We start from the raw sequence: 22,191 nt of genomic DNA, 5'->3' as shown, positions 1-22,191 counted from the left end.
TGGAGAGAGAGGGGGGGCTGCGGGGTTAGTCCGCGAAGCCGACGCCGAGGCGGGGGGTGCCCGAGGACGAGATGCCGACCGTGGACGTGTAGACGCCGGACGTGCCCGCGAGGGAGCCGTCGGGCAGGGCGTCCAGGATGTACACCGCGCCGTTCAGGCCGTTCTCGCCCATCGCCCCGACGGCGACATCGCCCCGGCCGTCGGCGTTCAGGTCGTCGACGTGGACGTCGGACCCGAAGAAGTCGCTCTTCTCGTTGGCGTTGGGGACACCGGGGGTGTCCTGGCTGTAGAGGGCCGCCCCTGCCGTGGAGAGGCCCGAGCCGTCCGCCGCGCCGTAGATGACGGTGAGGGAACCCGCGTCGGTGACGCCGTTCAGGTCCTCGCCGGGGGAGCTGGCGACCAGGTCGAGGTGGCCGTCGCCGTTGATGTCCCCGAGGTCGAGTTCGGAGCCGAAGAAGTCGCCCTTCTCGCTGCCGCCGGGGATGCCCGCAGTGTCCTGGGTGAAGGCCTGGCTGTCGCCGTACGGGCCGTTCGCGTTGCCCTTCACGACGTACACCGTGCCGCCCTTGTTGGCGCCGTCGATGCCCTCGTCCCAGTCCAGGCCGATGATGACGTCGCCGTAGCCGTCGCTGTCCGTGTCGCCGACGTCGGTGATGATGCCGGCGGGCAGCCGCTGGACGCCGCTCGTGGTGACGCCGTTCGCGCTGCCGGGCAGCCAGAGGTTGGCGTTGTAGTCGTCGCCGGTGGAGTAGCCGTTGACGATCAGGTCGTCCTTGCCGTCGCCGTTGACGTCCCCGGAGTGCAGGTTGAAGGGGCCCGCGCCTTCGCCGCTGTGGATGGGAGGCAGGACCGTGTAGCGGCCGCCGGTGGCGCCGGAGCGGGAGATCCCGCCGTCGAGGACGTCGATGGTGGCGGCGCCCGACGCGGCGCCGACGGCGAGGTCGTCCTTGCCGTCGCCGTCGAAGTCACCCGCCTGGATCGGGCCGCCGAAGTTGTCGTGCTTGGTGGGGCGCGGGTCCTTGATCGTGGAGCCGCCGGACAGGCCGCCGGGGGAGCCCCACAGGACCTGGACGGTGCCGCCGTCGGTGTCGCTGCCGACGTCCTCGCCGGGGGCGCCGACGGCGAGGTCGTCGTAGCCGTCGCCGTCGAAGTCGCCGTACGCGGTGTCGCCGCCGAAGTAGTCACGCGTCTCGGCGGAGCCGGGCACGCCCGCGCTGTTCTGGCTGTAGGTGACGTGGCGCTGCTCGGCACCGCCGTACGTGACGACGACCTGGCCCGCCTTGTCCTTGCCGCCGACGTTGGCGTGCGGGGCGCTGGTGGCGAGGTCGGCCACGCCGTCGCCGTTGAAGTCGGCGTCGTCCGGCTGGGTGGCCGCGGCGGGCGCGGCGGTCGCCGTGGTGGCCGTGAGAGTGAGGAGTCCGCCCGTCAGCGCGGCGGCGGTGGCCGTTGCCGCCGCGAGGCGGCCGCGTCTGGATCGGGCGAGCGGGGAAGTGCGCTTGTGCTTGGGCATTCCGTCGGTCTCCTGCTGCATGCGGGGATGCCTGGCGGACATCCGCAGTCGATGGGGTGCCGGTGGGGCGCGTTCACCGGGTTTTGGCCCGGACATCACACCTTGTTGGCGAACGGGAGACTCGCGGCGCGGGGCAAGGGTTGTATGGGAGAGGGGAGTTGGCCGTCTTACGGAGGTTCGGTCGGGTTTCCGTCCAGGGGCAGCGCCCCGAAGGGGCGCGAGGAACTGCGCGCCCAGCGACGACGGGCCCGCGGGCGCACGACGGCCTGTTGCGCCCGCGGGGCCGCCGTCACCAAGCGCCCGCGGTGAGGCGTCCCGCGAGGAACTGGGCGACCGGCCACGATGGGCCCGCGGGCGCATGGCGGCTTAAGGGGCGCGGGGAACTGCGCGCCCGGCCACGGCGGGCCCGCGGACACACGGCGGCCGGTGCGGTACGTCCAGCCCAGCGGCCAGCACCCGGCGGCTAGCGGCTGAGCACCGCCCCGTACCCGCTGGCCCCGGCCAGCCCCAGCTTCCCCGGCGTCACCGACGTCACCGCCGGGCTAGGCCCGTCCGTGGGGGTCGCGGCGTACCAGACGCCGCCCGACTTCGCGTCCTCGCCGGGCGCGCCCACGGCGAAGTCGGGGAGGCCGTCGCCGTTGTAGTCACCGGCGGTGACCGCCGCGCCGAGGCGGTCGCCCGCCTCCGCCGTGCCCGCCACACCCGCGGTGTTCTGGCTGAAGGCCGGCCCCGCGAGAGTCGTCCCCGCACCGGTCGAGGTGAGGAACCAGTACGAGCCCGCGTTCTTGGCGGTCCCGACCGCCTCCGTGTCGGAGCCCGCGATCAGCTCCTCGCGCCCGTCCTGGTCGGAGTCGAGGGACGCGAGCCGCGCCCCGAAGTTGTCCTCGGCCTCCGGGTCCCCGCCGACCTGCGGACCGCTCTGCGTCGTGCACGAGGACGGGCCGCCGAGTGTGGTGCCCTTCTTGCCGTAGACCGTCGCGATGGCCCCGCCGAGACGCTCCTCGCAGTACGTGGTCTCCGACTCGGGGTTGGGCCGGACGTTGCCGATCGCCAGGTCCGTCGTGTTGTCGCCGTCGAAGTCACCGGCGGCGAGCGCGCTGTCGGTGCTGTCGCCCGTGGACCACGTCGTCTTCCACTCGCCGCTCCCCGCCTCACGGCTCATCACCGCCGTACCGCTGACCTCCATACCGGCGTAACTGAACGCGAGGTCGTCCTTGCCGTCGCCGTCGAAGTCACCGGCGACCATGGTGCGGGGCCCCGCGAAGTGCCAGCCCTCGACCCGGGACACGTCCGAGGGAGAACCCGCGGTGAAGGGGCCCGGCCGCATCACGATCGAGCTGGTCTCGTCGAAGTGGGAGTTGAGGGCGATGTCCTCGTCGCCGTCCCGGTCGAAGTCGCCGCTCGCGAGCACCGCACCGTAACTGCCGTCACTGACCTGCCCGTTGGCCGCGGTGAAGCCGCCCTTGAAGCCGTTCGCCGCGCCCCACACGACAGCGACGGTACCGGCGGACAGGCCCGCGTCGGTGTCCTCGTCGGGCGCGCCGACGATCAGGTCGCTGTAACCGTCGCCGTTCATGTCGTTCGAGTCGACGGCCGTGCCGAACCCGTCGCCCGCCTCCGCGGTGCCGGGCACGCCCGCCGTGGACTGGCTGACCGTGGTCGAGCCGTGCTTGCCGAGGCCCGACTTGCCGCCCCAGACGACGTTCACGTAACCGGCCTTGGCCTTGCCGTCGACCGTCGCGCCGGGCACGCCGACCGCGAGGTCCGCGTAACCGTCGTTGTTGTAGTCGGCCGTCGGGTTGGCGGGCTCGACACCACGGTCGGCGGCGGACGCGCCGCCCGCGGTCAGGCCCGCGACACCGAGCACGGTCGCGGCGCAGAGCGCGGTCGCCGCGAGGGCCTTGTTCCGCGCGAGTTTCTGGGTGTGCTGAGGCATTGATGCCACTGGGGTATCTCCAACTCACTCATGAGGTGTGGGGGGTGATGTAAGGCAAAGGCGCTCAGCGCAGCGTCGTGCCGAAGCTCGCCGCGCCGAGTCCGAAGTCCGAGCCGTTGAAGGACGCCGCGTACGAGGACGTCAGGCCCGTCGACGTGCCGCGCAGGACCCACACGGCGCCGACGTCCACCGTCGAGCCGATGTCCTCGCCGACCGCGCCGGTGGCCAGGTCCGCCCTGCCGTTCCTGTTGATGTCCTTGAGGCGTACGGACGCGCCGAAGCTGTCGCCCGCCTCGGAGACACCGGGCACGCCCGCGGTCTCCTGGTGCCAGGCCTTGCCCGAGGTGAACGTGCCCGCGGTGGACTTCAGGAGGGTCACGCTGCCGGAGCCGTCCACCGTGCCGACCTCCTCGCCGGGCGCGCCCACCGCGAGGTCGGCGAGACCGTCGCCGGTGACGTCACCCACGGCCACGGACGCGCCGAAGCCGTCGTCCGCCTCGTCGGCACCGGGGATGCCCGCGCTCGCCTGGTCGTACGTCACCGGAGCGCCGAACTTCCGGTCGCCGCCGAACCGCACGGTGACCGAACCGCCCTTGCCGTCCCGGGAGTTGCCGGTGACCAGGTCGTCGTAGCCGTCGCCGTTGACGTCACCGGCGGTGGCCGCGTCGCGCGTGACCGTCGGGTCGGCGCCCTCACCGAGGACCTCGGCCTGGTAGCCGTAGTCGCCGGATCCGCCGTACATGTGCGCGGTCCAGGCGCCGCCGTCCGCGCGCTCGCCGTACAGGACGAAGCCGACGCCGTCCTTGTACTTGAAGTTGCCCGCGACCATGCCGTCGAGGTGGGCGCCCTCGGGGATGAAGTCGACCTCCAGGCCGTACGCGTGGCCCTCGGCACCGGAGTAGTACCACCAGTTGTCGCCGCTGATCACGGCGAGCTGGGGCGAGCCGTCGCCGTCGAGGTCGGTCCACGCGGTGGCCTCGCCGTAGCGGCCCGCGGTGTCATCGGGGGCGTTCAGGACGTGGCCGCCGCTCGTGAAGGCGTTCTTGCCGCCCTTGATGACGGTGACGGACCCGGAGGGCTTGCCCGTGACCTGCTCGCCGGGGGCTCCGATGATCAGGTCGGCGTAGCCGTCCCCGTCGGTGTCACCGCTGCTGACGTTCTCGCCGAACTCGTCCTCGGCCTCGGTGACTCCGGGCACCCCGGCCGTGTTCTGCGTGACGGTGACGGAACGGCCCCCGGAGACCCCGGACGCCGAACCGAACGTCACGGTCACGGAGTTGGACCGGGGCGTGCCCACCGCCAGGTCGCGGTAGCCGTCGCCGTTGTAGTCGTCCTTGAGCGTCGACGCGGCGCTCGCGGTGCCCGCGAGGGGCAGCGTCAGGCCCGCCCCGGCGAGGGCGGCGACGCTCGCGGCGATGGCAAGGTTTCGTAGGCGCACGTGGGACTCCCGGGAGTGGGGGAAGGCTTCCGGAGGTGTGACAGGTGAGGCGTACGAATGGTTGTGCGACGAGGGCGTGAGGGTGGCCGCAGGGTGAACGAAGGGTTCTCAGGCGCCGTCCCCAAGGGCCACGAACTCGGCGCTGGAGAAGGCCAGTTGCGGCTTGCGCGCGACGAGGTCGGTCTTCACCCCCGGGTAGATCCCGATGGTGTCCTCGCCGTCTCCCCGGTACGTGCGCAGGACCAGATCGGCCCGCTTGTCCCCGTCGAAGTCCGCGATGGCGAGGACCTGCGTGGTGCCCTTGGCCGAGGGGACCACGAGCGCGGAGGCGTTGCTGTCGAGCGCCTCCGCGCGTCCCCGGAAGACCCGCACCTCGCCGGTGCCGCCGCCGTCCCCGCTGCTCCCGCCGCTCAGGATCAGCTCGCTCAGGCCGTCGCCGTCGAGGTCACCCGTGTCCACGGCGACGTTCTTGGACTCCATGGCGGCGCGTGCGGTGCCGGGCACGTCGTAGCGCAGGGCGACGCCCTTCGGGCCCGCGACGGCCGCGTCCGTCGCCTTTCCCTTGCCGAAGCGGCCGAACGCGATCTCCGTGCCGGCCGGGAAGAGCACGCCGGTCTCGGCGGGGCCCTTCGGGCCGCCCAGGACGAGGGCGCTGGTGGCGGCGCCGGACGCGTTCGCGGCCTTGCGGACGAGGAGGTCGTCGTAGCCGTCGCGGTCGACGTCCGTGGCCCTGCCGGTGACGAGGTCGTTGCCCGGCGCGGTCAGCGGCTTGCCCGCCGCGCGCGGGGCGCCTGTCCGCTTGAACGGGCCGCGCAGGTAGGTGAGGCGGGCGCCGCTCGCGTGCAGGACGAGGTCGGTTGCGCCGTCCCCGTCGAAGTCCCCGCACACCGGCTGGTCGGACCAGTCGTTGCCGAAGCGGGACTTCGCGGGCACCTGCACCTTCACGGCCTTGCCGGTGAGGCCCTTCGGCGAACCGAAGAGGATCTGCAGTGGCACGGGCGGCCGGCCGATGCCGTCGTACGGCGGGTCGGTGGAGACCAGCAGATCGGTGAAGCCGTCCTCGTCGAGGTCGCAGGAGGCCTCCGACTCGAAGGCCGCGGGCAACTCCCCTTTGGTACGGGCCCCGTTGGCCCGCGCGCTCAGCAACTGCCGTGCCCCGGGCCGCAGTCCCTTCTCCGAGCCGTAGACGACGCCGATGCCCGCGTCGTCGCCGTGCCCGCTGTGCACCAGGTCGTCGAGTACGAGGTCGGGGGCGCCGTCACCGTTGAAGTCGTCCTCGACCTTGCTGCCCTTGCCGCGGGGGACGGGCAGCTGGGCCGCGCCCTTGCCGGCCATGCTGACGGGGTCGTGCCGGGCATCGCTCTTGCCCGTGCCGTCATCGCTCCCGCCGCACCCGGCGAGCAGCAGCGCGCAGCTCACGACGGCGGCCGTACCCACGAGGCCACCGCGTCTGACACCACCGCGTCCGACGCCATGTATCCCGGCACTCCGCATGCCCATCACCCACCCCGACCGCCCCAACCGACAACAACCAGCACATGATGCTCCCCTCATGCTCACGCCATAAGGACGGCGGGGTGCCGTTTGCATCACAACAACGCGAGAGGCCGGCCCCGCCCCCAGGGGCGGAACCGGCCTCGTTGCCGCGTGGCCGTGCTTACTTCACCGGCTCGGGCTCCGGCTCGTCCGCGGTCTCGGACTCACCGGCGGGGTCCACCGGGGTCTTCACGGAGTCGAGCAGCAACTGCGCGACGTCCACGACCTGGAGGGACTCCTGGGCCTTGCCGTCGTTCTTCTTGCCGTTGACGGAGTCGGTGAGCATCACCAGGCAGAACGGGCAGGCCGTCGACACGATGTCGGGGTTGAGGCTGAGTGCCTCGTCGACCCGCTCCGTGTTGATGCGCTTGCCGATCCGCTCCTCCATCCACATCCGCGCGCCACCGGCGCCGCAGCAGAAGCCGCGCTCCTTGTGGCGGTGCATCTCCTGCTGGCGCAGGCCCGGGACGGCGGACATGATCTCGCGCGGCGGCGTGTAGATCTTGTTGTGCCGGCCCAGGTAGCACGGGTCGTGGTAGGTGATGAGGCCCTCGACGGGCGTCACCGGGATGAGCTTGCCCTCGTCGATGAGGTGCTGGAGCAGCTGCGTGTGGTGGATGACCTCGTAGTCACCGCCGAGCTGCGGGTACTCGTTGCCGAGCGTGTTGAGGCAGTGCGGGCAGGTCGCGACGATCTTCTTCGCGGTCTTCGGCTTCTTGGTCGACTCGTCCTCGTCGTCCTCGCCGAACGCCATGTTCAGCATCGCCACGTTCTCCTGGCCGAGCTGCTGGAACAGCGGCTCGTTGCCCAGGCGGCGGGCGGAGTCACCGGTGCACTTCTCGTCGCCGCCCATGATCGCGAACTTGACGCCCGCCATGTTGAGGAGCTCCGCGAAGGCCTTGGTGGTCTTCTTGGCGCGGTCCTCCAGGGAGCCCGCGCAGCCGACCCAGTAGAGGTACTCGACCTCGGTGAGGTCCTCGATGTCCTTGCCGACGACCGGGACCTCGAAGTCGAGCTCCTTGAGCCACTCAAGACGCTGCTTCTTGGCGAGACCCCAGGGGTTGCCCTTCTTCTCCAGGTTCTTGAGCATCGTGCCCGCCTCGGACGGGAACGCGCTCTCGATCATCACCTGGTAGCGGCGCATGTCGACGATGTGGTCGATGTGCTCGATGTCCACCGGGCACTGCTCGACGCAGGCGCCGCAGCTGGTGCAGGACCACAGGACATCCGGGTCGATGACGCCGTTCTCCTCGGCGGTGCCGATGAGGGGGCGCTCGGCCTCGGCGATCGCGGCGGCGGGAACGTCCTTGAGCTGCTCCTCGGTCGCCTTCTCGTTGCCCTCCATGTCCTTGCCGCCACCGGCGAGCAGGTACGGGGCCTTGGCGTGCGCGTGGTCGCGCAGCGACATGATCAGGAGCTTCGGGGAGAGCGGCTTGCCGGTGTTCCAGGCGGGGCACTGCGACTGGCAGCGGCCGCACTCGGTGCACGTACTGAAGTCGAGGAGGCCCTTCCAGGAGAACTGCTCTACCTGGCTGACGCCGAAGACGTCGTCCTCGCCCGGGTCCTCCCAGTCGATCGGCTTGCCGCCGGACGTCATCGGCTGGAGCTCGCCGAGCGCCACCGCGCCGTTCGCCTCGCGCTTGAAGAAGATGTTCGGGAAGGCGAGGAAGCGGTGCCAGGCGACACCCATGTTGGTGTTCAGGGCGACCACGATCATCCAGATGAACGAGGTGGCGATCTTCAGCCCGGCGAAGAAGTACGTGAGGTTCTGCAGGGTGGAGACGTCCATCCCCTCGAACCAGGAGACGAACGGGTACGAGATGAAGAACGAGGCCTCGTAGCCGTCCACGTGGTGCTGGGCACCCTCAAGGGCGTGCAGCGTGAAGATGCAGACGCCGACGATGAGGATGACGGTCTCGACGAAGTACGCCTGGCCGGTCTTGGAGCCCGCGAAGCGGGATTTGCGTCCCGGCTTGTCGGGGCGGTTCAGCTGCCGGATGACGATCAGCGTGAGAATGCCGAGGACCGTCATCGTGCCGATGAACTCGACGAACATGTTGTACGGCGCCCACTCGCCGATGATCGGGAGCATCCAGTCGGCCTGGAAGAGCTGGCCGATAGCGTTCACGATCGTCAGCAGCAGCGAGAAGAAGCCCACCGCCACGAACCAGTGCGCGAAGCCGACGATGCCCCACTTGTTCATCCGCGTATGGCCGAGGAATTCCTTGACCACGGTGAGGGCGCGCTGCCAGGGGTTGTCGGTCCTGAGACCTGCGGGTACGGGCTGTCCGAGCCGTACGAACCGGTAGATCTGCACGATGGCACGGCCGAACAGCGCTACGCCGACCGCGATTAGGACCAGCGACACGATGATCGCGGCGAGTTGCATTTGGGGGCTCCTCGGGCCTGCGAGGCGAACTATTACTAAGCGGTAACTTATGCAGTCCGTCTGAGACTACCCACTTACTCAGCCGCACTGTAGCCAGCGAGGCGGTGATCTGCGTCGCTCAGGCAACCCTTGCCGTGTCAGCGCCCCCGAAGGCCAGGTTGCGCGTAAGGCCGGGATAAGAGTTGAGTGCCCCAGACTCAGCTCTGTTGACTCAAGTGAAGCGCTCATGCATCCTTGAGTCAGATCCACTCAAGAACCATCTGGAGGAATCGAAATGGCACGTGCGGTCGGCATCGACCTGGGCACGACTAACTCTGTCGTCAGCGTTCTTGAAGGCGGCGAGCCCACCGTCATCACCAACGCCGAGGGCGCCAGGACCACGCCGTCCGTCGTCGCCTTCGCGAAGAACGGCGAGGTGCTGGTCGGCGAGGTTGCGAAGCGCCAGGCGGTCACCAACGTCGACAGGACCATCCGTTCGGTCAAGCGCCACATGGGCACTGACTGGAAGGTGGACATCGACGACAAGGGGTTCAACCCCCAGCAGATCTCGGCGTTCATCCTGCAGAAGCTGAAGCGCGACGCGGAGTCGTACCTGGGCGAGAAGGTGGCCGACGCGGTCATCACCGTCCCGGCGTACTTCAACGACTCGGAGCGCCAGGCCACGAAGGAGGCCGGCGAGATCGCGGGCCTGAACGTCCTGCGCATCGTGAACGAGCCGACGGCCGCCGCTCTCGCGTACGGCCTCGACAAGGACGACCAGACGATCCTCGTCTTCGACCTCGGTGGCGGCACCTTCGACGTGTCCCTCCTGGAGATCGGCGACGGCGTCGTCGAGGTGAAGGCCACGAACGGCGACAACCACCTCGGTGGTGACGACTGGGACCAGCGCGTCGTCGACTACCTGGTCAAGCAGTTCCTGAACGGCCACGGCGTGGACCTCTCCAAGGACAAGATGGCGCTCCAGCGCCTGCGCGAGGCGGCCGAGAAGGCCAAGATCGAGCTGTCCTCCTCCACGGAGACCTCGATCAACCTGCCCTACATCACGGCCTCCGCCGAGGGCCCGCTGCACCTGGACGAGAAGCTCACGCGCGCCCAGTTCCAGCAGCTCACGTCCGATCTTCTGGAGCGCTGCAAGACGCCGTTCCACAACGTCATCAAGGACGCGGGCATCCAGCTCTCCGAGATCGACCACGTCGTCCTCGTCGGTGGCTCGACCCGTATGCCCGCCGTCGCGGAGCTCGTCAAGGAGCTGACCGGCGGCCAGGACGCCAACAAGGGCGTGAACCCGGACGAGGTCGTCGCCATCGGCGCCGCCCTGCAGGCCGGTGTCCTCAAGGGCGAGGTCAAGGACGTCCTGCTCCTCGACGTCACCCCGCTGTCCCTCGGCATCGAGACCAAGGGAGGGATCATGACCAAGCTCATCGAGCGCAACACCACGATCCCGACCAAGCGCTCAGAGATCTTCACGACGGCCGAGGACAACCAGCCGTCCGTGCAGATCCAGGTCTACCAGGGCGAGCGCGAGATCGCGGCGTACAACAAGAAGCTCGGGATGTTCGAGCTCACCGGTCTGCCGCCGGCCCCGCGTGGCGTGCCGCAGATCGAGGTCGCCTTCGACATCGACGCCAACGGCATCATGCACGTGACGGCCAAGGACCTCGGCACCGGCAAGGAGCAGAAGATGACCGTCACCGGCGGCTCCTCGCTGCCGAAGGACGAGGTCGACCGCATGCGCCAGGAGGCCGAGCAGTACGCGGACGAGGACCACAAGCGCCGCGAGGCGGCCGAGTCCCGCAACCAGGGCGAGCAGCTCGTCTACCAGACGGAGAAGTTCCTCACGGACAACGCGGACAAGGTTCCGGGTGACGTGAAGACCGAGGTCGAGTCCGCCGTCGAAGAGCTGAAGGAGAAGCTCAAGGGCGAGGACACCGCCGAGATCCGCACGGCCACCGAGAAGGTCGCCGCTGTCTCCCAGAAGCTGGGCCAGGCCATGTACGCGGACGCTCAGGCCGCGGGTGCCGAGGGCGCTGCCCCCGGTGCCGAGGGCGCCGAGGCCCCGAACATGTCCAAGGACGACGACGTGGTCGACGCCGAGATCGTCGACGACGAGAAGCCCGGTGACACGAAGGGCGGCGCCGCATGACCGAGGAGACTCCGGGCTTCGGCGACAACGCCGAGAAGCCTGACGTCCCCTCCGGCGCCACCCCTGATGACGCGGCGCCGCAGGCCGCCGAGCCCTCCATCGAGGAGGGCCCGGCGGCCCCGGCCGGGGACGCAAGCAAGGCATCCGCCCAGTCGGCTCAGTCCGCCCAGTCCACTCAGGACGTCGGTCTGATCGCGCAGCTCGACCAGGTGCGTACGGCGCTCGGCGAGCGCACGGCGGACCTCCAGCGACTGCAGGCGGAGTACCAGAACTACCGCCGCCGTGTGGAGCGGGACAAGGTCACGGTCAAGGAGATCGCCGCGGCGAACCTCCTGTCCGAGCTCCTCCCGACCCTCGACGACGTCGGCCGCGCCCGTGAACACGGCGAGCTGGTCGGCGGCTTCAAGTCCGTCGCGGAGGCCCTGGAGACGGTCGTCGCCAAGATGGGCCTGCAGCAGTTCGGCAAGGAGGGCGAGCCCTTCGACCCGACGATCCACGAGGCCCTGATGCACTCGTACGCACCGGACGTCACCGAGACGACCTGCGTCGCGATCCTGCAGCCGGGGTATCGCATCGGCGAGCGCACCATCCGCCCCGCGCGGGTGGCCGTGGCCGAGCCGCAGCCGGGCGCGCAGACGGTCAAGGGCGAGTCCGAGACCGCTGCTTCCACGGACTCCGCCGACGCGGCGGAGGACAAGGAGACCGGTGGCCCGGACGAGGGCTGACATGACGGAGCTGTTGTGAAGCGAGAGGAGGGACGTCGGGGATGAGCACCAAGGACTTCATCGAGAAGGACTACTACAAGGTCCTCGGCGTCCCCAAGGACGCCACCGAAGCCGAGATCAAGAAGGCGTACCGGAAACTCGCACGCGAGAACCACCCGGACGCCAACAAGGGCAACGCGAAAGCGGAAGAGCGCTTCAAGGAGATCTCGGAGGCGAACGACGTCCTCGGGGACCCCAAGAAGCGCAAGGAGTACGACGAAGCGCGTGCTCTCTTCGGCAACGGCGGCTTCAGGGCCGGTCCCGGAGGCGCGGGCGGCGGCGGCTCGTTCAACTTCGACCTGGGCGACCTCTTCGGAGGCGGCGCCCCGGGCGGCGGTGGAGCGGGCGGCGCGGGCGGCGGCTTCGGGGGCGGTCTGGGTGACGTCTTCGGGGGCCTGTTCAACCGAGGCGGCACGGGCGCGGGCGGCGCGGGCACGCGTACGCAGCCCCGGCGGGGCCAGGACATCGAGTCCGAGGTCACGCTGAGCTTCACGGAGGCGGTGGACGGGGCCACGGTCCCGCTCCGGATGTCCTCCCAGGCTCCCTGCAAGGCCTGTTCCGGCACCGGCGACAAGAACGGCACACCGCGCGTGTGCCCGACCTGCGTCGGCACGGGCCAGGTCACGCGGGGAGGCGGCGGCGGTTTCTCCCTCACGGATCCCTGCGTGGACTGCAAGGGGCGTGGGCTCATCGCCCAGGACCCCTGCGAGGTCTGCAAGGGCTCGGGCCGGGCGAAGTCGTCGCGCACGATGCAGGTCCGCATCCCCGCGGGGGTGTCGGACGGCCAGCGCATCCGCCTGCGAGGCAAGGGCGGCCCCGGTGAACGGGGCGGTCCGGCAGGCGACCTGTACGTGGTCGTGCACGTCGACACCCACCCGGTCTTCGGCCGCAAGGGCGACAACCTGACGGTGACGGTACCGGTGACGTTCGCCGAGGCGGCACTGGGCGGCGAGGTCAAGGTCCCCACGCTGGGCGGCCCTCCCGTCACGCTGAAACTGCCGCCGGGCACGCCCAACGGCCGTACGATGCGGGCGCGGGGCAAGGGCGCGGTCCGCAAGGACGGTTCACGGGGCGACCTGCTCGTGACGGTGGAGGTATCCGTACCGACGTCGTTGAGCGACCAGGCGAAGGAAGCTCTGGAGAGCTACCGCGAGGCGACTGCGGACGACGATCCGCGGGCAGAACTGTTCCAGGCCGCGAAGGGAGCATGAGATGGACGGCCGTCGTCGACAGTCCAATTTTGGGCGGGCGTACCAACTGACTGACGAGACGCCGGTCTACGTCATCTCCGTGGCCGCCCAGCTCAGCGGACTCCATCCGCAGACCCTGCGCCAGTACGACCGCCTCGGTCTGGTCTCCCCGGACCGCACGGCGGGCCGTGGCCGGCGCTATTCCGCCCGCGACATCGAACTGCTGCGCACCGTCCAGCAGTTGTCGCAGGAGGAGGGCATCAACCTCGCCGGCATCAAGCGCATCATCGAGCTGGAGAACCAGGTCGCCGCGCTGCAGGCGAGGGTGGTCGAGCTGTCCAGCGCCGTGGAGGGCGCGGCCGCCGCGATGCAGCAGCGCGAGGCCGCGGTCCACGCGTCGTACCGCCGCGACCTGGTCCCGTACCAGGACGTGCAGCAGGCGAGCGCCTTGGTGGTGTGGCGTCCTAAGAGGACGTCGGAGCAGTAATTTTTCGTGCGCCGTGCGCGCCGTCGGGGCCGGGAGGTGGGAACCTCCCGGCCCCGACGTGCGTTGGCGGTGACGACCTGAAGATTCTTTGCTTGTTTCATGCTGGGGAAGTGGGGGGCTCGCCATGACCATGGTGGGACTTTTCTGGATCGCCGAGGGCGATGTGTACGTGGGCGCGAAGCCGTCGGGCCTCGCGGCGGGGGCGCGGCTCACTCCGGAGGGAGTGGTGGCCCTGGGGGACAAGCAGGCGGGTCTGTGGCCCTGGGAGGACGTCCACGCCCTTTCGGTCGAGGACGCCCCCGTGAAGTCCCTGAAGCGCAACGTGGGCGTGCTGGTGGACCTGGCGCTGACGGTGGGCCTCGGCGGCGGCGACGAGGCGCCCACGATGACGCTGCGGGTCTCGGGCGCCGAGGGCGACACGGACCTGACGGTGTACACGGCGGCGGCCACGGGCTACTCGCAGACGGAGTACGAGCTCTCCCGCGCCCTCCTGTCCCGCCTCACGCAGGGCGCGGGCACGCTGCTGACGACGCTGGCGGCGATGGCGGAATGGGGCAGACGCCACGAGGGCGGCACCCCGAAGACATCGGACCGCGAGGCCCTGCTGCGCACCTGGACGGACCTGAACGACTGACCTGCGGCAGGTTCAGCCCTCCGCGTCCCCCGTATCCCCGGTCTCCCCCGTCTCTTCCGTCTCTTCCGTGTCGAGAATTCCTGACCGGCCTATGAGATAGCCGAGTTGGGCCCGGCTTTCGCTGCCGAGGATGGCGGCGAGTTTGGCTATGTGGACGCGTGCGGTGCGGACATTCATGCCCAGACGCGCGGAGATCTCGGAATCGGTCAGCCCCTCGGTGAGGAAAGCGGCGATGGCGCGTTGGCGGGTGGTGATGCCGTTCTCCGCAGGCTGGGGCGCCGACTGGGGCCACATGGGGGTGGCAAGGCGCCACAGCCGGTCGAAGGTGGTGGCGAGGTAGCCGACCACGGCGGGGTGGCGCAGTTCGAGGGCGCGGCTGCGGTCCTCGCTCGCGGGGATGAAGGCGACCTTGCGGTCGAAGACGAAGAGCCGCTCGGTGACCTCGTCGAGGGTGCGCACCTCGACATCCCCGTCGAGCTGTTCGAAGTGGGCCAGAGCAGGCAGCGAGTGACGCGTCGTGTGCTGGTAGAGCGTCCGCATCCGGCAGCCACGGGTGAGCAGCGCCTGCTCGCGCGGAAGGGCGGCTTCCAGGATGTCGGGAGGGCGGGATCCGCCGGGCTGGATGGTGAGCACTTCCTGCGAGGCCGCCGCCTCGGCCCGGCCGACGGCTTCGTTGATGCGGGCGATTCCCCTCAGCTCCGTGGTGGTGGCGGCTTCATCGGCCTCGTGGGCACGGGGTTCTGTCGTCACGTCGACTCATTCCATCGCCGAGTTCAGTGATCCTTGTCGAGGATTCCGGACTGGGCGATCAGATAGCCGAGTTGAGCTCGGCTCCCGCTGCCCAGGGCGGCGGCGATCTTAGCGATGTGGGCGCGGCAGGTGCGGACGTTCATGCCGAGCCTGCGGGCGATTGCCTCGTCGACGTGGCCCTCGATGAGCATTCTGGCGATCGTGCGCTGTACGCCGGTGATGCCGTTGGTGGGTGGGGCGTACGGCACGTCGTCGACCAGGGGGGTCGCCCGGCTCCAGAGTTGCTCGAAGACCTTGGCCAGGTACTCGATCAGGCCAGGGTGACGAAGCTCCAGAGCCGCGTCCTGCCGGGTGTGCGCGGGAATCAGGGCGACCGTGCGATCGAAGATCATCAGTCGGTCGACCAGCTCCTCCAGGGTCCGTACGGCGACGTTCCCCTGGGCCATCCGTGCCGCGTAGGCCAACGTTCCCTGACTGTGCCTGACGGTGTGCTGGTAGAGGGTGCGCATGGTGATGCCCCGGTCGATGACGGTCTGCCCGCGTTTCATCGCCAGGTTGAGCACGTTCTCGCTGCGTCCGCCGCCGGGCTGGATCGTGAGGATCTCGGAACGGCACTCCGCCGTGGCCCGTTCGATGACTGCGCCGATCCGGGCGTCTCCCTCCAGAACGGTGAACCCCTGAGTGGTGGGTTCCATCTGTGAGGTGATCGCCATGAATGGCTCGAAGACATCGGTTAGTTCAACGGCGATCCTTCGGCGTTCCTGTATCTCGCGCTCGATGGGGTGCAGCCGCTGGGCGAGCGCGGCGGACGGCGGCACGGGACGCAGCCAGTCGGCGTCGTCGGGGTCCGGGTGCATGAGCCCGGATTCCACTAGGCAGGGAACCTTCTCGGCCTCGGCCCGCGTCAGGCGTCCTGTACGCAGAGCAGTGGCGTACAACTCTGATCCCTCGACACAAAGTGGGGTTGAGGGGTGAGGATGTGTCGGTATTGCGCCTGTTGTAAGCAAATCTCCACCCCCCAGGGTCCTGAACGTGCAGGAACATGATGCATCCACCCTGTGGCTTTGACGTGCTGAATTGAGACATCGTCTTGTTGAGCCGGGGGAGAGGAACCTACCAAGTGAGGACGAAGCCGACCATGTTTAAGCGCATGCTTCGCTCGGTGCTTGTCACCACCTTCTCCGCAGGGCTTGCCCTGGGCACGGTGAGTACGTGTGATCTTGTCTGGGGGGCCAAGCCCGCGAAGGCTCCTTCCGTTTCGGCCTTGCCCGGAGATCTCGTGTGGGGCGTGGCGCCGGCAGGGGGCGACGCATGAGCACCCCGCCCGACGACCGCACCTTCCGCCGAGAAATGGCCACCGCCTACCGTTCCGGCTGGCACTTCATCGATCTCGCCACCGCGATACCCCACGCCGGCGACTCGCTGATGGTCACGCTCCTCGGGGAGCCGGTGGTCGTCACCCGTGACGACGAGGAGGAGATCCGGGCCTACCGGTGCCTCCGCAAGCCGCGGGGCGCCCCACAGCCCGTGCGGTGTGCCATTCGGTACGGGATGGTCTTCGTCAATCTCGACCGGCGTGACCACCAGCTGGTCGGTGAGCCGGGGCAGCCCGGCGTCGGCCGCGAGCGGCAGGACCAGCAGAGTTCCACCACTACAAGAACCATTACAGCCACCCCCCGCAGCGCCTGACGCGATCCCCCGTCGTTGTACATCGCGCAGGTGCTTCCCCCAGCAGCGGCGCCACCGTGGACCTGAACACGGTGGCGCCGCTGTGGTGTGTGCGAGGGGGGAAGGCTGGCGCTGCGGGCCCGGAGGCTATGCCTCCAGCAAGGACTTCGTGCCCATCGCCCGCGTCAGCGTGATCTCGATCAGCACGCGGTCCGGATTCGGCCTCGGCACCCTCCCGTACCGCTCCTCGTAGCGCCGCATCGCCACCGCGATCCCGGCCTCCTCCGTACGGATGCGCGCGTGCCCCTCCAGCGTCGCCCAGCGCCGCCCCTCGACCTGGCAGACCGCCACCCGCGCCCCGGGACCCTCCCCGTCCGTCGCCGCGAGCACGTGGGCGACCTTCGCGCTCGACTTGTTTGCGAGGACGCGGGCCACACCCGTCTCCGGGTCGTAGGTGACACCTACGGGAACCACGTGCGGGGTGCCGTCGGGTCGCGGGGTCGTCAGCGTGCACAGATGCCGTTCACGCCAGAAGCTGAGATACGCCGGGGTCGGGTGGTGAGGGTCCATGGCCATGCGAGGGAACCTAGCCGTTCTCCGGCCATCACCTTCCCTTGAGTGGAATAGACTCAACTTTATGTACGCTGTTTAAGTCAGGTGAGGTCGCGGAACCCGCCAGGGAGAACGCACGCACCCGTACGCGAACGCCGTACGCACCGCAAGGACGCAAGGAGGAGACGACGCACGTGGACGCCGAGCTGACCAACAGGAGCCGGGACGCGATCAACGCGGCCAGCAGTCGGGCCGTGCAGGAAGGGCATCCCGATCTGACCCCCGCGCATCTGCTGCTGGCACTGCTTGAGGGGCAGGACAACGAGAACATCACCGACCTGCTCGCCGCGGTCGAGGCCGACCAGGCCGCCGTCCGTGCCGACGCCGAGCGCGCCCTGAGCGCCCTGCCCAGCGTCACCGGGTCGACCGTCGCACCGCCGCAGCCCAACCGCGACCTGCTCGCGGTCATCGCCGACGCCTCGCAGCGGGCGAAGGAGCTGGGCGATGATTACCTCTCCACCGAGCATCTGCTGATCGGCACCGCCGCCAAGGGCGGTCCCGCCGGAGAGGTCCTGAGCAAGCACGGGGCCACCGCCAAGAAACTGCTCGACGCGTTCGAGACGGCAAGGGGAGGACGTCGGGTGACCACACCGGATCCGGAGGGCCAGTACAAGGCCCTGGAGAAGTTCGGCACCGACTTCACCGCCGCCGCCAGGGAAGGCAAGCTCGACCCCGTCATCGGCCGTGATCAGGAGATCCGGCGCGTGGTGCAGGTCCTCTCACGGCGCACGAAGAACAACCCCGTGCTCATCGGCGAGCCCGGCGTCGGCAAGACCGCCGTCGTCGAAGGGCTCGCGCAGCGCATCGTGAAGGGCGACGTTCCCGAGTCGCTGAAGAACAAGCGGCTCGTCTCCCTCGACCTGGGGGCCATGGTCGCCGGCGCGAAGTACCGCGGCGAGTTCGAGGAGCGGCTCAAGACCGTCCTCTCCGAGATCAAGGAGAGCGACGGCCAGATCATCACGTTCATCGACGAGCTGCACACCGTCGTCGGCGCCGGCGCGGGCGGCGACTCCGCCATGGACGCCGGCAACATGCTCAAGCCCATGCTCGCCCGCGGTGAGCTGCGGATGGTCGGCGCCACCACCCTCGACGAGTACCGCGAGCGGATCGAGAAGGACCCCGCACTCGAACGGCGCTTCCAGCAGGTGCTCGTCGACGAGCCGAGCGTCGAGGACTCCATCGCGATCCTCCGCGGGCTCAAGGGGCGCTACGAGGCGCACCACAAGGTGCAGATCGCCGACAGCGCGCTCGTCGCCGCCGCCGCGCTCTCCGACCGGTACATCACCTCGCGCTTCCTGCCCGACAAGGCCATCGACCTCGTCGACGAGGCCGCGTCCCGGCTCCGGATGGAGATCGACTCCTCCCCCCTGGAGATCGACGAGCTCCAGCGTTCCGTCGACCGGCTGAAGATGGAGGAGCTGGCGCTCAGCAAGGAGACCGACCCCGCGAGCAAGGAGCGCCTCGAACGGCTGCGGCGCGACCTCGCCGACAAGGAGGAGGAGCTGCGCGGGCTCAACGCGCGCTGGGAGAAGGAGAAGCAGTCCCTCAACCGCGTCGGTGAGCTGAAGGAGAAGCTCGACGAGCTGCGCGGCCAGGCCGAGCGCGCCCAGCGCGACGGCGACTTCGACACCGCGAGCAAGCTGCTCTACGGCGAGATCCCCACCCTCGAACACGACCTGGAGGTCGCTTCCGAGGCCGAGGAAGAGGTGTCCAAGGACACCATGGTCAAGGAGGAGGTCGGCCCCGACGACATCGCCGACGTGGTCGGTGCCTGGACGGGCATCCCCGCCGGGCGGCTCCTCGAAGGCGAGACGCAGAAGCTGCTGCGCATGGAGGACGAGCTGGGCAAGCGGCTCGTCGGCCAGACCGAGGCCGTGCAGGCCGTGTCCGACGCCGTGCGGCGCACGCGCGCCGGGATCGCCGACCCCGACCGGCCCACCGGGTCCTTCCTCTTCCTCGGGCCGACCGGCGTCGGCAAGACCGAGCTGGCGAAGGCCCTCGCGGACTTCCTCTTCGACGACGAGCGCGCCATGGTCCGCATCGACATGAGCGAGTACGGCGAGAAGCACAGCGTGGCCAGGCTGGTCGGCGCCCCGCCCGGGTACGTCGGCTACGAGGAGGGCGGCCAGCTCACCGAGGCCGTGCGCCGGCGCCCGTACAGCGTCGTGCTCCTCGACGAGGTCGAGAAGGCGCACCCGGAAGTCTTCGACGTGCTGCTCCAGGTCCTCGACGACGGACGCCTCACGGACGGGCAGGGACGGACGGTGGACTTCCGCAACACCATCCTCGTCCTGACCTCCAACCTCGGCAGTCAGTACCTCGTCGAGCCGCTGACCTCCGAGGAGGAGAAGAAGCAGCAGGTCCTCGAAGTCGTACGGGCCTCTTTCAAGCCGGAGTTCCTGAACCGGCTTGACGACCTCGTCGTCTTCTCCGCGCTCGGCAAGGACGAGCTGGCGCACATCGCCCAGCTGCAGATCGACCGGCTCGCCGCGAGGCTCGCCGAGCGGCGGCTCACGCTGGAGGTCTCCCCGGAGGCGCTGGCATGGCTGGCGGACGAGGGCAACGACCCGGCGTACGGCGCGCGCCCGCTGCGCCGCCTCATCCAGACGTCCATCGGCGACCGGCTCGCCAAGGAGATCCTCTCGGGCGAGGTGAAGGACGGCGACACGGTCCGCGTGGACACCTTCGGCGATGGCCTGATCGTCGGTCCGGCGACGGCCGGGACGGCATAACCCGGTCACATCGGGGGCGGGGGTTGCGGGCCCCCGCCCGACATGGGGCAGGATGGCGGAATCCGTACGAAGGGACTAAGCACGTGAGCATCGACCCGTCCTCGATTCCGAATTTCGGGGGACAGCCCGAACCGCAGCAGGGCGATGGACCGGCGGGCCCCGTTGTCCCCGACCAGGACCTGGTCAAGCAGCTCCTGGACCAGATGGAGCTCAAGCACGTCGTCGACGAAGAGGGAGACCTCGCGGCGCCGTGGGAGGAGTTCCGCACGTACTTCATGTTCCGTGGCGAGGACGACCAGCAGGTCTTCTCGGTGCGGACGTTCTACGACCGCGCGCACGGCATCGAAGAGAAGCCCCAGATCCTTGAGGCGATCGACGACTGGAACCGCCGCACCCTGTGGCCGAAGGTCTACACGCACACGCACGACGACGGCACCGTCCGCCTCATCGGCGAGGCGCAGATGCTGATCGGCACGGGCGTCGCGCTCGAGCACTTCGTGTCGTCGACGGTCAGCTGGGTGCGGGCCGCCATCGAGTTCGACAAGTGGCTGGTCGAGCAGCTCGGCCTGGAGGCCGAGGTCGACGGCACCGAGGGTGAAGAGAAGCCCGACGACGAGGCCTAGGTCTCCACAGCGTCACCGAGCCCGGCCGGGGCGCCCACCACTGGGCACCCCGGCCGGGCTCTCGTGGTGTCCGGGGCTACAGCGACTTGAGCCGCGAGACAGCGTCGGCCAGGACCTCGTCCTTCTTGCAGAACGCGAAGCGCACGAACGGCGCCCCGGCCTCCCGGTGGTCGTAGAAGACCGCGTTCGGGATGGCGACGACGCCGATGCGCTCGGGCAGGGCCCGGCAGAAGGCGAAGCCGTCCGACTCGCCCAGGGGCCGGATGTCGGTGGTGACGAAGTACGTGCCCGCCGGGCGGTAGACGTCGAAGCCCGCGGCCGTCAGGCCCTCGCTCAGGAGGTCCCGCTTGGCGCGCATGCCCTCGGCGAACGACGTGAAGTACGCGTCGGGCAGGGCGAGGGCCTCCGCGATCGCGTACTGGAACGGGCCCGACGACACGTAGGTGAGGAACTGCTTCGCCGAGCGGACCGCCGTCACGAGCTCCGGCGAGGACGTGATCCAGCCGACCTTCCAGCCGGTGAACGAGAACGTCTTGCCCGCGGAGCCGATCGTCACCGTGCGCTCGCGCATGCCGGGGAAGGAGGCGAGCGGGATGTGCGCCGTGCCCTCGCCGTCGTCGAAGACCAGGTGCTCGTACACCTCGTCCGTGACGACGAGCAGGTCCCGCTCGACCGCGAGCCTCGCGATCTCGGTGAGCTCCGCGCGGGTCAGGACCGTGCCCGTCGGGTTGTGCGGGGTGTTCAGGAGCAGCAGCCGGGTGTGGGGCGTGATGGCGTCGCGCAGCTCGTCCAGATCGAGGCGGAAGCGCCCCTCGGCCGCGTCGGGGCGCAGCGTCACGGGGACCCGCTTGCCCCCGGCGAGGGCGATCGACGCCGCGTACGAGTCGTAGTACGGCTCCAGGGCGATGACCTCGTCGCCGGGCTCGACCAGGGCCAGCAGGGACGCGGCGATGGCCTCGGTGGCACCCGCCGTGACCAGGACCTCGCGGTCGGGGTCGTACGCGAGTCCGTACCGGTGCTGCTGGTGCGCGGCGATCGCGGTGCGGAGCTCCGGGATGCCGGGGCCCGGCGGGTACTGGTTGCCGCGCCCGTCACGCAGGGCGCGGACCGCGGCCTCGCGGATCTCCTCGGGGCCGTCCGTGTCGGGAAAGCCCTGCCCGAGGTTGATGGCACCCGTTTTCACGGCCAGCGCGGACATCTCGGCGAAAATCGTCGTACCGAACTCGGCGAGGCGGCGGTTGAGCAGCGGGCGCCCGCTCCCGGATGTGGAGGTCATGGCCGCCATCCTGCGCCGAACCTCTGGAGTTCCTCAACTCACGTACGGGCTTTGGGGCCTGAAGTGATGCCCGGGGAGTGGCTCCTGACCTGCGGCGGGGGCGTCGTTGTTGATCGTCGTTGGTCGTTGCCGATCCTTGTTGGACGGCCCGGAGACGGCCCGGCTCGGGCCCTGCACGCGCATGCTCACCAGGGCGGAGAGGAAGGCACCGAAAGAGCAGTCTTACGAGCCGCACGACCCCAGAGCCCGTCCCTAGATCTTGCTCCTGTGGCTGCTGAGACGTGGCCTGGTGAGTGGCGCTGTTTCATGCGCCTGGGCGTGAGCCGGTGCGCTGGAAATGCTCCGGTCCGAGGGTGCGCACTGTGGGTACGTGCGCTTGGGCTGGATACCGTGTGAAGCAAAGGCTGGTGCCCGTGCCGACACCTCGCATGGTCACTGTGCTTCTCGGCTCCCAGACCCCGGGCCGCTCACAGGACAGGACGGCCGAAGATGGCCGGAGCCCT

16 protein-coding genes and 1 pseudogene are annotated in these 22,191 nt (G+C 69.6%); 8 read left to right on the top strand and 9 right to left on the bottom strand.

Annotation, left to right across the window (positions count from 1 at the left end; translation table 11 throughout):
• Positions 1-25: 25 nt before the first annotated feature.
• The 5 genes from OG302_RS20535 to OG302_RS20515 all read right to left on the bottom strand — a co-directional run bounded on the left by OG302_RS20535 (position 26) and on the right by OG302_RS20515 (position 8,809).
• Positions 26-1,510 (bottom strand): FG-GAP repeat protein, encoded by a 1,485-nt coding sequence (locus OG302_RS20535; RefSeq protein WP_371750179.1) that lies wholly within the window; start codon positions 1,508-1,510, stop codon positions 26-28.
• A 463-nt stretch (positions 1,511-1,973) separates the two neighbouring features.
• Positions 1,974-3,446: an FG-GAP and VCBS repeat-containing protein gene (locus tag OG302_RS20530; protein WP_371528113.1), complete on the bottom strand. Its 1,473-nt coding sequence runs from the start codon at positions 3,444-3,446 to the stop codon at positions 1,974-1,976.
• Between the two features lie 64 nt (positions 3,447-3,510).
• Entirely contained in the window at positions 3,511-4,884 is a 1,374-nt protein-coding gene (locus OG302_RS20525) for an FG-GAP repeat protein (RefSeq protein WP_371528112.1), read from the bottom strand.
• A 108-nt stretch (positions 4,885-4,992) separates the two neighbouring features.
• On the bottom strand, positions 4,993-6,321 hold the full coding sequence (locus OG302_RS20520; protein ID WP_371528111.1) for an FG-GAP repeat domain-containing protein: 1,329 nt from the start codon (positions 6,319-6,321) through the stop codon (positions 4,993-4,995).
• 220 nt (positions 6,322-6,541) lie between these two features.
• The gene (locus OG302_RS20515) at positions 6,542-8,809 is read right to left on the bottom strand and encodes a (Fe-S)-binding protein (RefSeq protein ID WP_371528110.1); all 2,268 of its coding nucleotides are present in this window, start codon (positions 8,807-8,809) and stop codon (positions 6,542-6,544) included.
• Positions 8,810-9,083: 274 nt separating this feature from the next.
• Here OG302_RS20515 and dnaK point away from each other — a divergent pair, with 274 nt between their 5' ends.
• The 5 genes from dnaK to OG302_RS20490 all read left to right on the top strand — a co-directional run bounded on the left by dnaK (position 9,084) and on the right by OG302_RS20490 (position 14,027).
• A complete protein-coding gene (gene dnaK, locus OG302_RS20510; protein WP_371528109.1) occupies positions 9,084-10,952 on the top strand; it encodes a molecular chaperone DnaK in 1,869 nt (622 codons plus the stop codon).
• On the top strand, positions 10,949-11,677 hold the full coding sequence (gene grpE / locus OG302_RS20505) for a nucleotide exchange factor GrpE (protein WP_371528108.1): 729 nt from the start codon (positions 10,949-10,951) through the stop codon (positions 11,675-11,677). The genes dnaK and grpE overlap by 4 nt, the downstream gene beginning before the upstream one ends.
• A gap of 41 nt (positions 11,678-11,718) precedes the next feature.
• The gene (dnaJ, locus tag OG302_RS20500; protein WP_361829119.1) at positions 11,719-12,927 is read left to right on the top strand and encodes a molecular chaperone DnaJ; all 1,209 of its coding nucleotides are present in this window, start codon (positions 11,719-11,721) and stop codon (positions 12,925-12,927) included.
• Position 12,928: 1 nt separating this feature from the next.
• Complete coding sequence (locus OG302_RS20495; RefSeq protein ID WP_361829121.1) at positions 12,929-13,393, top strand: heat shock protein transcriptional repressor HspR; 465 nt, start codon at positions 12,929-12,931, stop codon at positions 13,391-13,393.
• Between the two features lie 124 nt (positions 13,394-13,517).
• Positions 13,518-14,027, top strand: coding sequence for a hypothetical protein (locus OG302_RS20490; protein WP_371528107.1), 510 nt, complete (start codon positions 13,518-13,520; stop codon positions 14,025-14,027).
• 12 nt (positions 14,028-14,039) lie between these two features.
• On the opposite strand, the pseudogene OG302_RS20485 reads toward OG302_RS20490, so the two are convergent.
• Together OG302_RS20485 and OG302_RS20480 are read right to left on the bottom strand one after the other, a co-directional pair.
• Positions 14,040-14,732: pseudogene (locus OG302_RS20485) on the bottom strand (LuxR C-terminal-related transcriptional regulator); the annotation flags it as partial.
• Between the two features lie 68 nt (positions 14,733-14,800).
• Entirely contained in the window at positions 14,801-15,634 is an 834-nt protein-coding gene (locus OG302_RS20480) for a helix-turn-helix transcriptional regulator (protein ID WP_371528106.1), read from the bottom strand.
• 454 nt (positions 15,635-16,088) lie between these two features.
• Between OG302_RS20480 and OG302_RS20475 the strand changes: the two genes are divergently transcribed.
• Positions 16,089-16,466: a hypothetical protein gene (locus tag OG302_RS20475; protein ID WP_371528105.1), complete on the top strand. Its 378-nt coding sequence runs from the start codon at positions 16,089-16,091 to the stop codon at positions 16,464-16,466.
• Positions 16,467-16,592: 126 nt separating this feature from the next.
• On the opposite strand, the gene OG302_RS20470 is transcribed toward OG302_RS20475, so the two are convergent.
• Positions 16,593-17,021, bottom strand: a complete 429-nt coding sequence (locus tag OG302_RS20470; protein ID WP_371528104.1) for a pyridoxamine 5'-phosphate oxidase family protein — start codon at positions 17,019-17,021, stop codon at positions 16,593-16,595.
• 170 nt (positions 17,022-17,191) lie between these two features.
• On the opposite strand from OG302_RS20470, the gene clpB reads away from it, so the two are divergent.
• Both clpB and OG302_RS20460 read left to right on the top strand, forming a co-directional pair.
• Positions 17,192-19,789, top strand: a complete 2,598-nt coding sequence (clpB, locus tag OG302_RS20465) for an ATP-dependent chaperone ClpB (RefSeq protein WP_371528103.1) — start codon at positions 17,192-17,194, stop codon at positions 19,787-19,789.
• A gap of 83 nt (positions 19,790-19,872) precedes the next feature.
• Positions 19,873-20,412, top strand: a complete 540-nt coding sequence (locus OG302_RS20460) for a YbjN domain-containing protein (protein ID WP_371528102.1) — start codon at positions 19,873-19,875, stop codon at positions 20,410-20,412.
• A 76-nt stretch (positions 20,413-20,488) separates the two neighbouring features.
• Here the strand turns inward: OG302_RS20460 and OG302_RS20455 are convergent, their stop codons facing one another.
• The gene (locus OG302_RS20455; protein WP_371528101.1) at positions 20,489-21,697 is read right to left on the bottom strand and encodes a pyridoxal phosphate-dependent aminotransferase; all 1,209 of its coding nucleotides are present in this window, start codon (positions 21,695-21,697) and stop codon (positions 20,489-20,491) included.
• Between the last annotated feature and the right edge of the window lie 494 nt (positions 21,698-22,191).

This window comes from Streptomyces sp. NBC_01283 (assembly GCF_041435335.1).
Taxonomy (GTDB): Bacteria; Actinomycetota; Actinomycetes; order Streptomycetales; family Streptomycetaceae; genus Streptomyces.
The sequence above is the reverse complement of the archived record's forward strand: the minus strand, read 5'-3'. Positions and strand labels throughout refer to the sequence as shown.

Excerpts from the sequence above, each read along its gene's own strand:
- OG302_RS20535 (WP_371750179.1), bottom strand. The coding sequence starts at position 1,510 with ATGCCCAAGCACAAGCGCACTTCCCCGCTCGCCCGATCCAGACGCGGC.
- OG302_RS20530 (WP_371528113.1), bottom strand. The coding sequence starts at position 3,446 with ATGCCTCAGCACACCCAGAAACTCGCGCGGAACAAGGCCCTCGCGGCG.
- OG302_RS20515 (WP_371528110.1), bottom strand. The coding sequence starts at position 8,809 with ATGCAACTCGCCGCGATCATCGTGTCGCTGGTCCTAATCGCGGTCGGC.
- dnaK (WP_371528109.1), top strand. The coding sequence starts at position 9,084 with ATGGCACGTGCGGTCGGCATCGACCTGGGCACGACTAACTCTGTCGTC.
- grpE (WP_371528108.1), top strand. The coding sequence starts at position 10,949 with ATGACCGAGGAGACTCCGGGCTTCGGCGACAACGCCGAGAAGCCTGAC.
- dnaJ (WP_361829119.1), top strand. The coding sequence starts at position 11,719 with ATGAGCACCAAGGACTTCATCGAGAAGGACTACTACAAGGTCCTCGGC.
- OG302_RS20495 (WP_361829121.1), top strand. The coding sequence starts at position 12,929 with ATGGACGGCCGTCGTCGACAGTCCAATTTTGGGCGGGCGTACCAACTG.
- OG302_RS20490 (WP_371528107.1), top strand. The coding sequence starts at position 13,518 with ATGACCATGGTGGGACTTTTCTGGATCGCCGAGGGCGATGTGTACGTG.
- OG302_RS20480 (WP_371528106.1), bottom strand. The coding sequence starts at position 15,634 with ATGCACCCGGACCCCGACGACGCCGACTGGCTGCGTCCCGTGCCGCCG.
- OG302_RS20475 (WP_371528105.1), top strand. The coding sequence starts at position 16,089 with ATGAGCACCCCGCCCGACGACCGCACCTTCCGCCGAGAAATGGCCACC.
- OG302_RS20470 (WP_371528104.1), bottom strand. The coding sequence starts at position 17,021 with ATGGCCATGGACCCTCACCACCCGACCCCGGCGTATCTCAGCTTCTGG.
- OG302_RS20455 (WP_371528101.1), bottom strand. The coding sequence starts at position 21,697 with ATGGCGGCCATGACCTCCACATCCGGGAGCGGGCGCCCGCTGCTCAAC.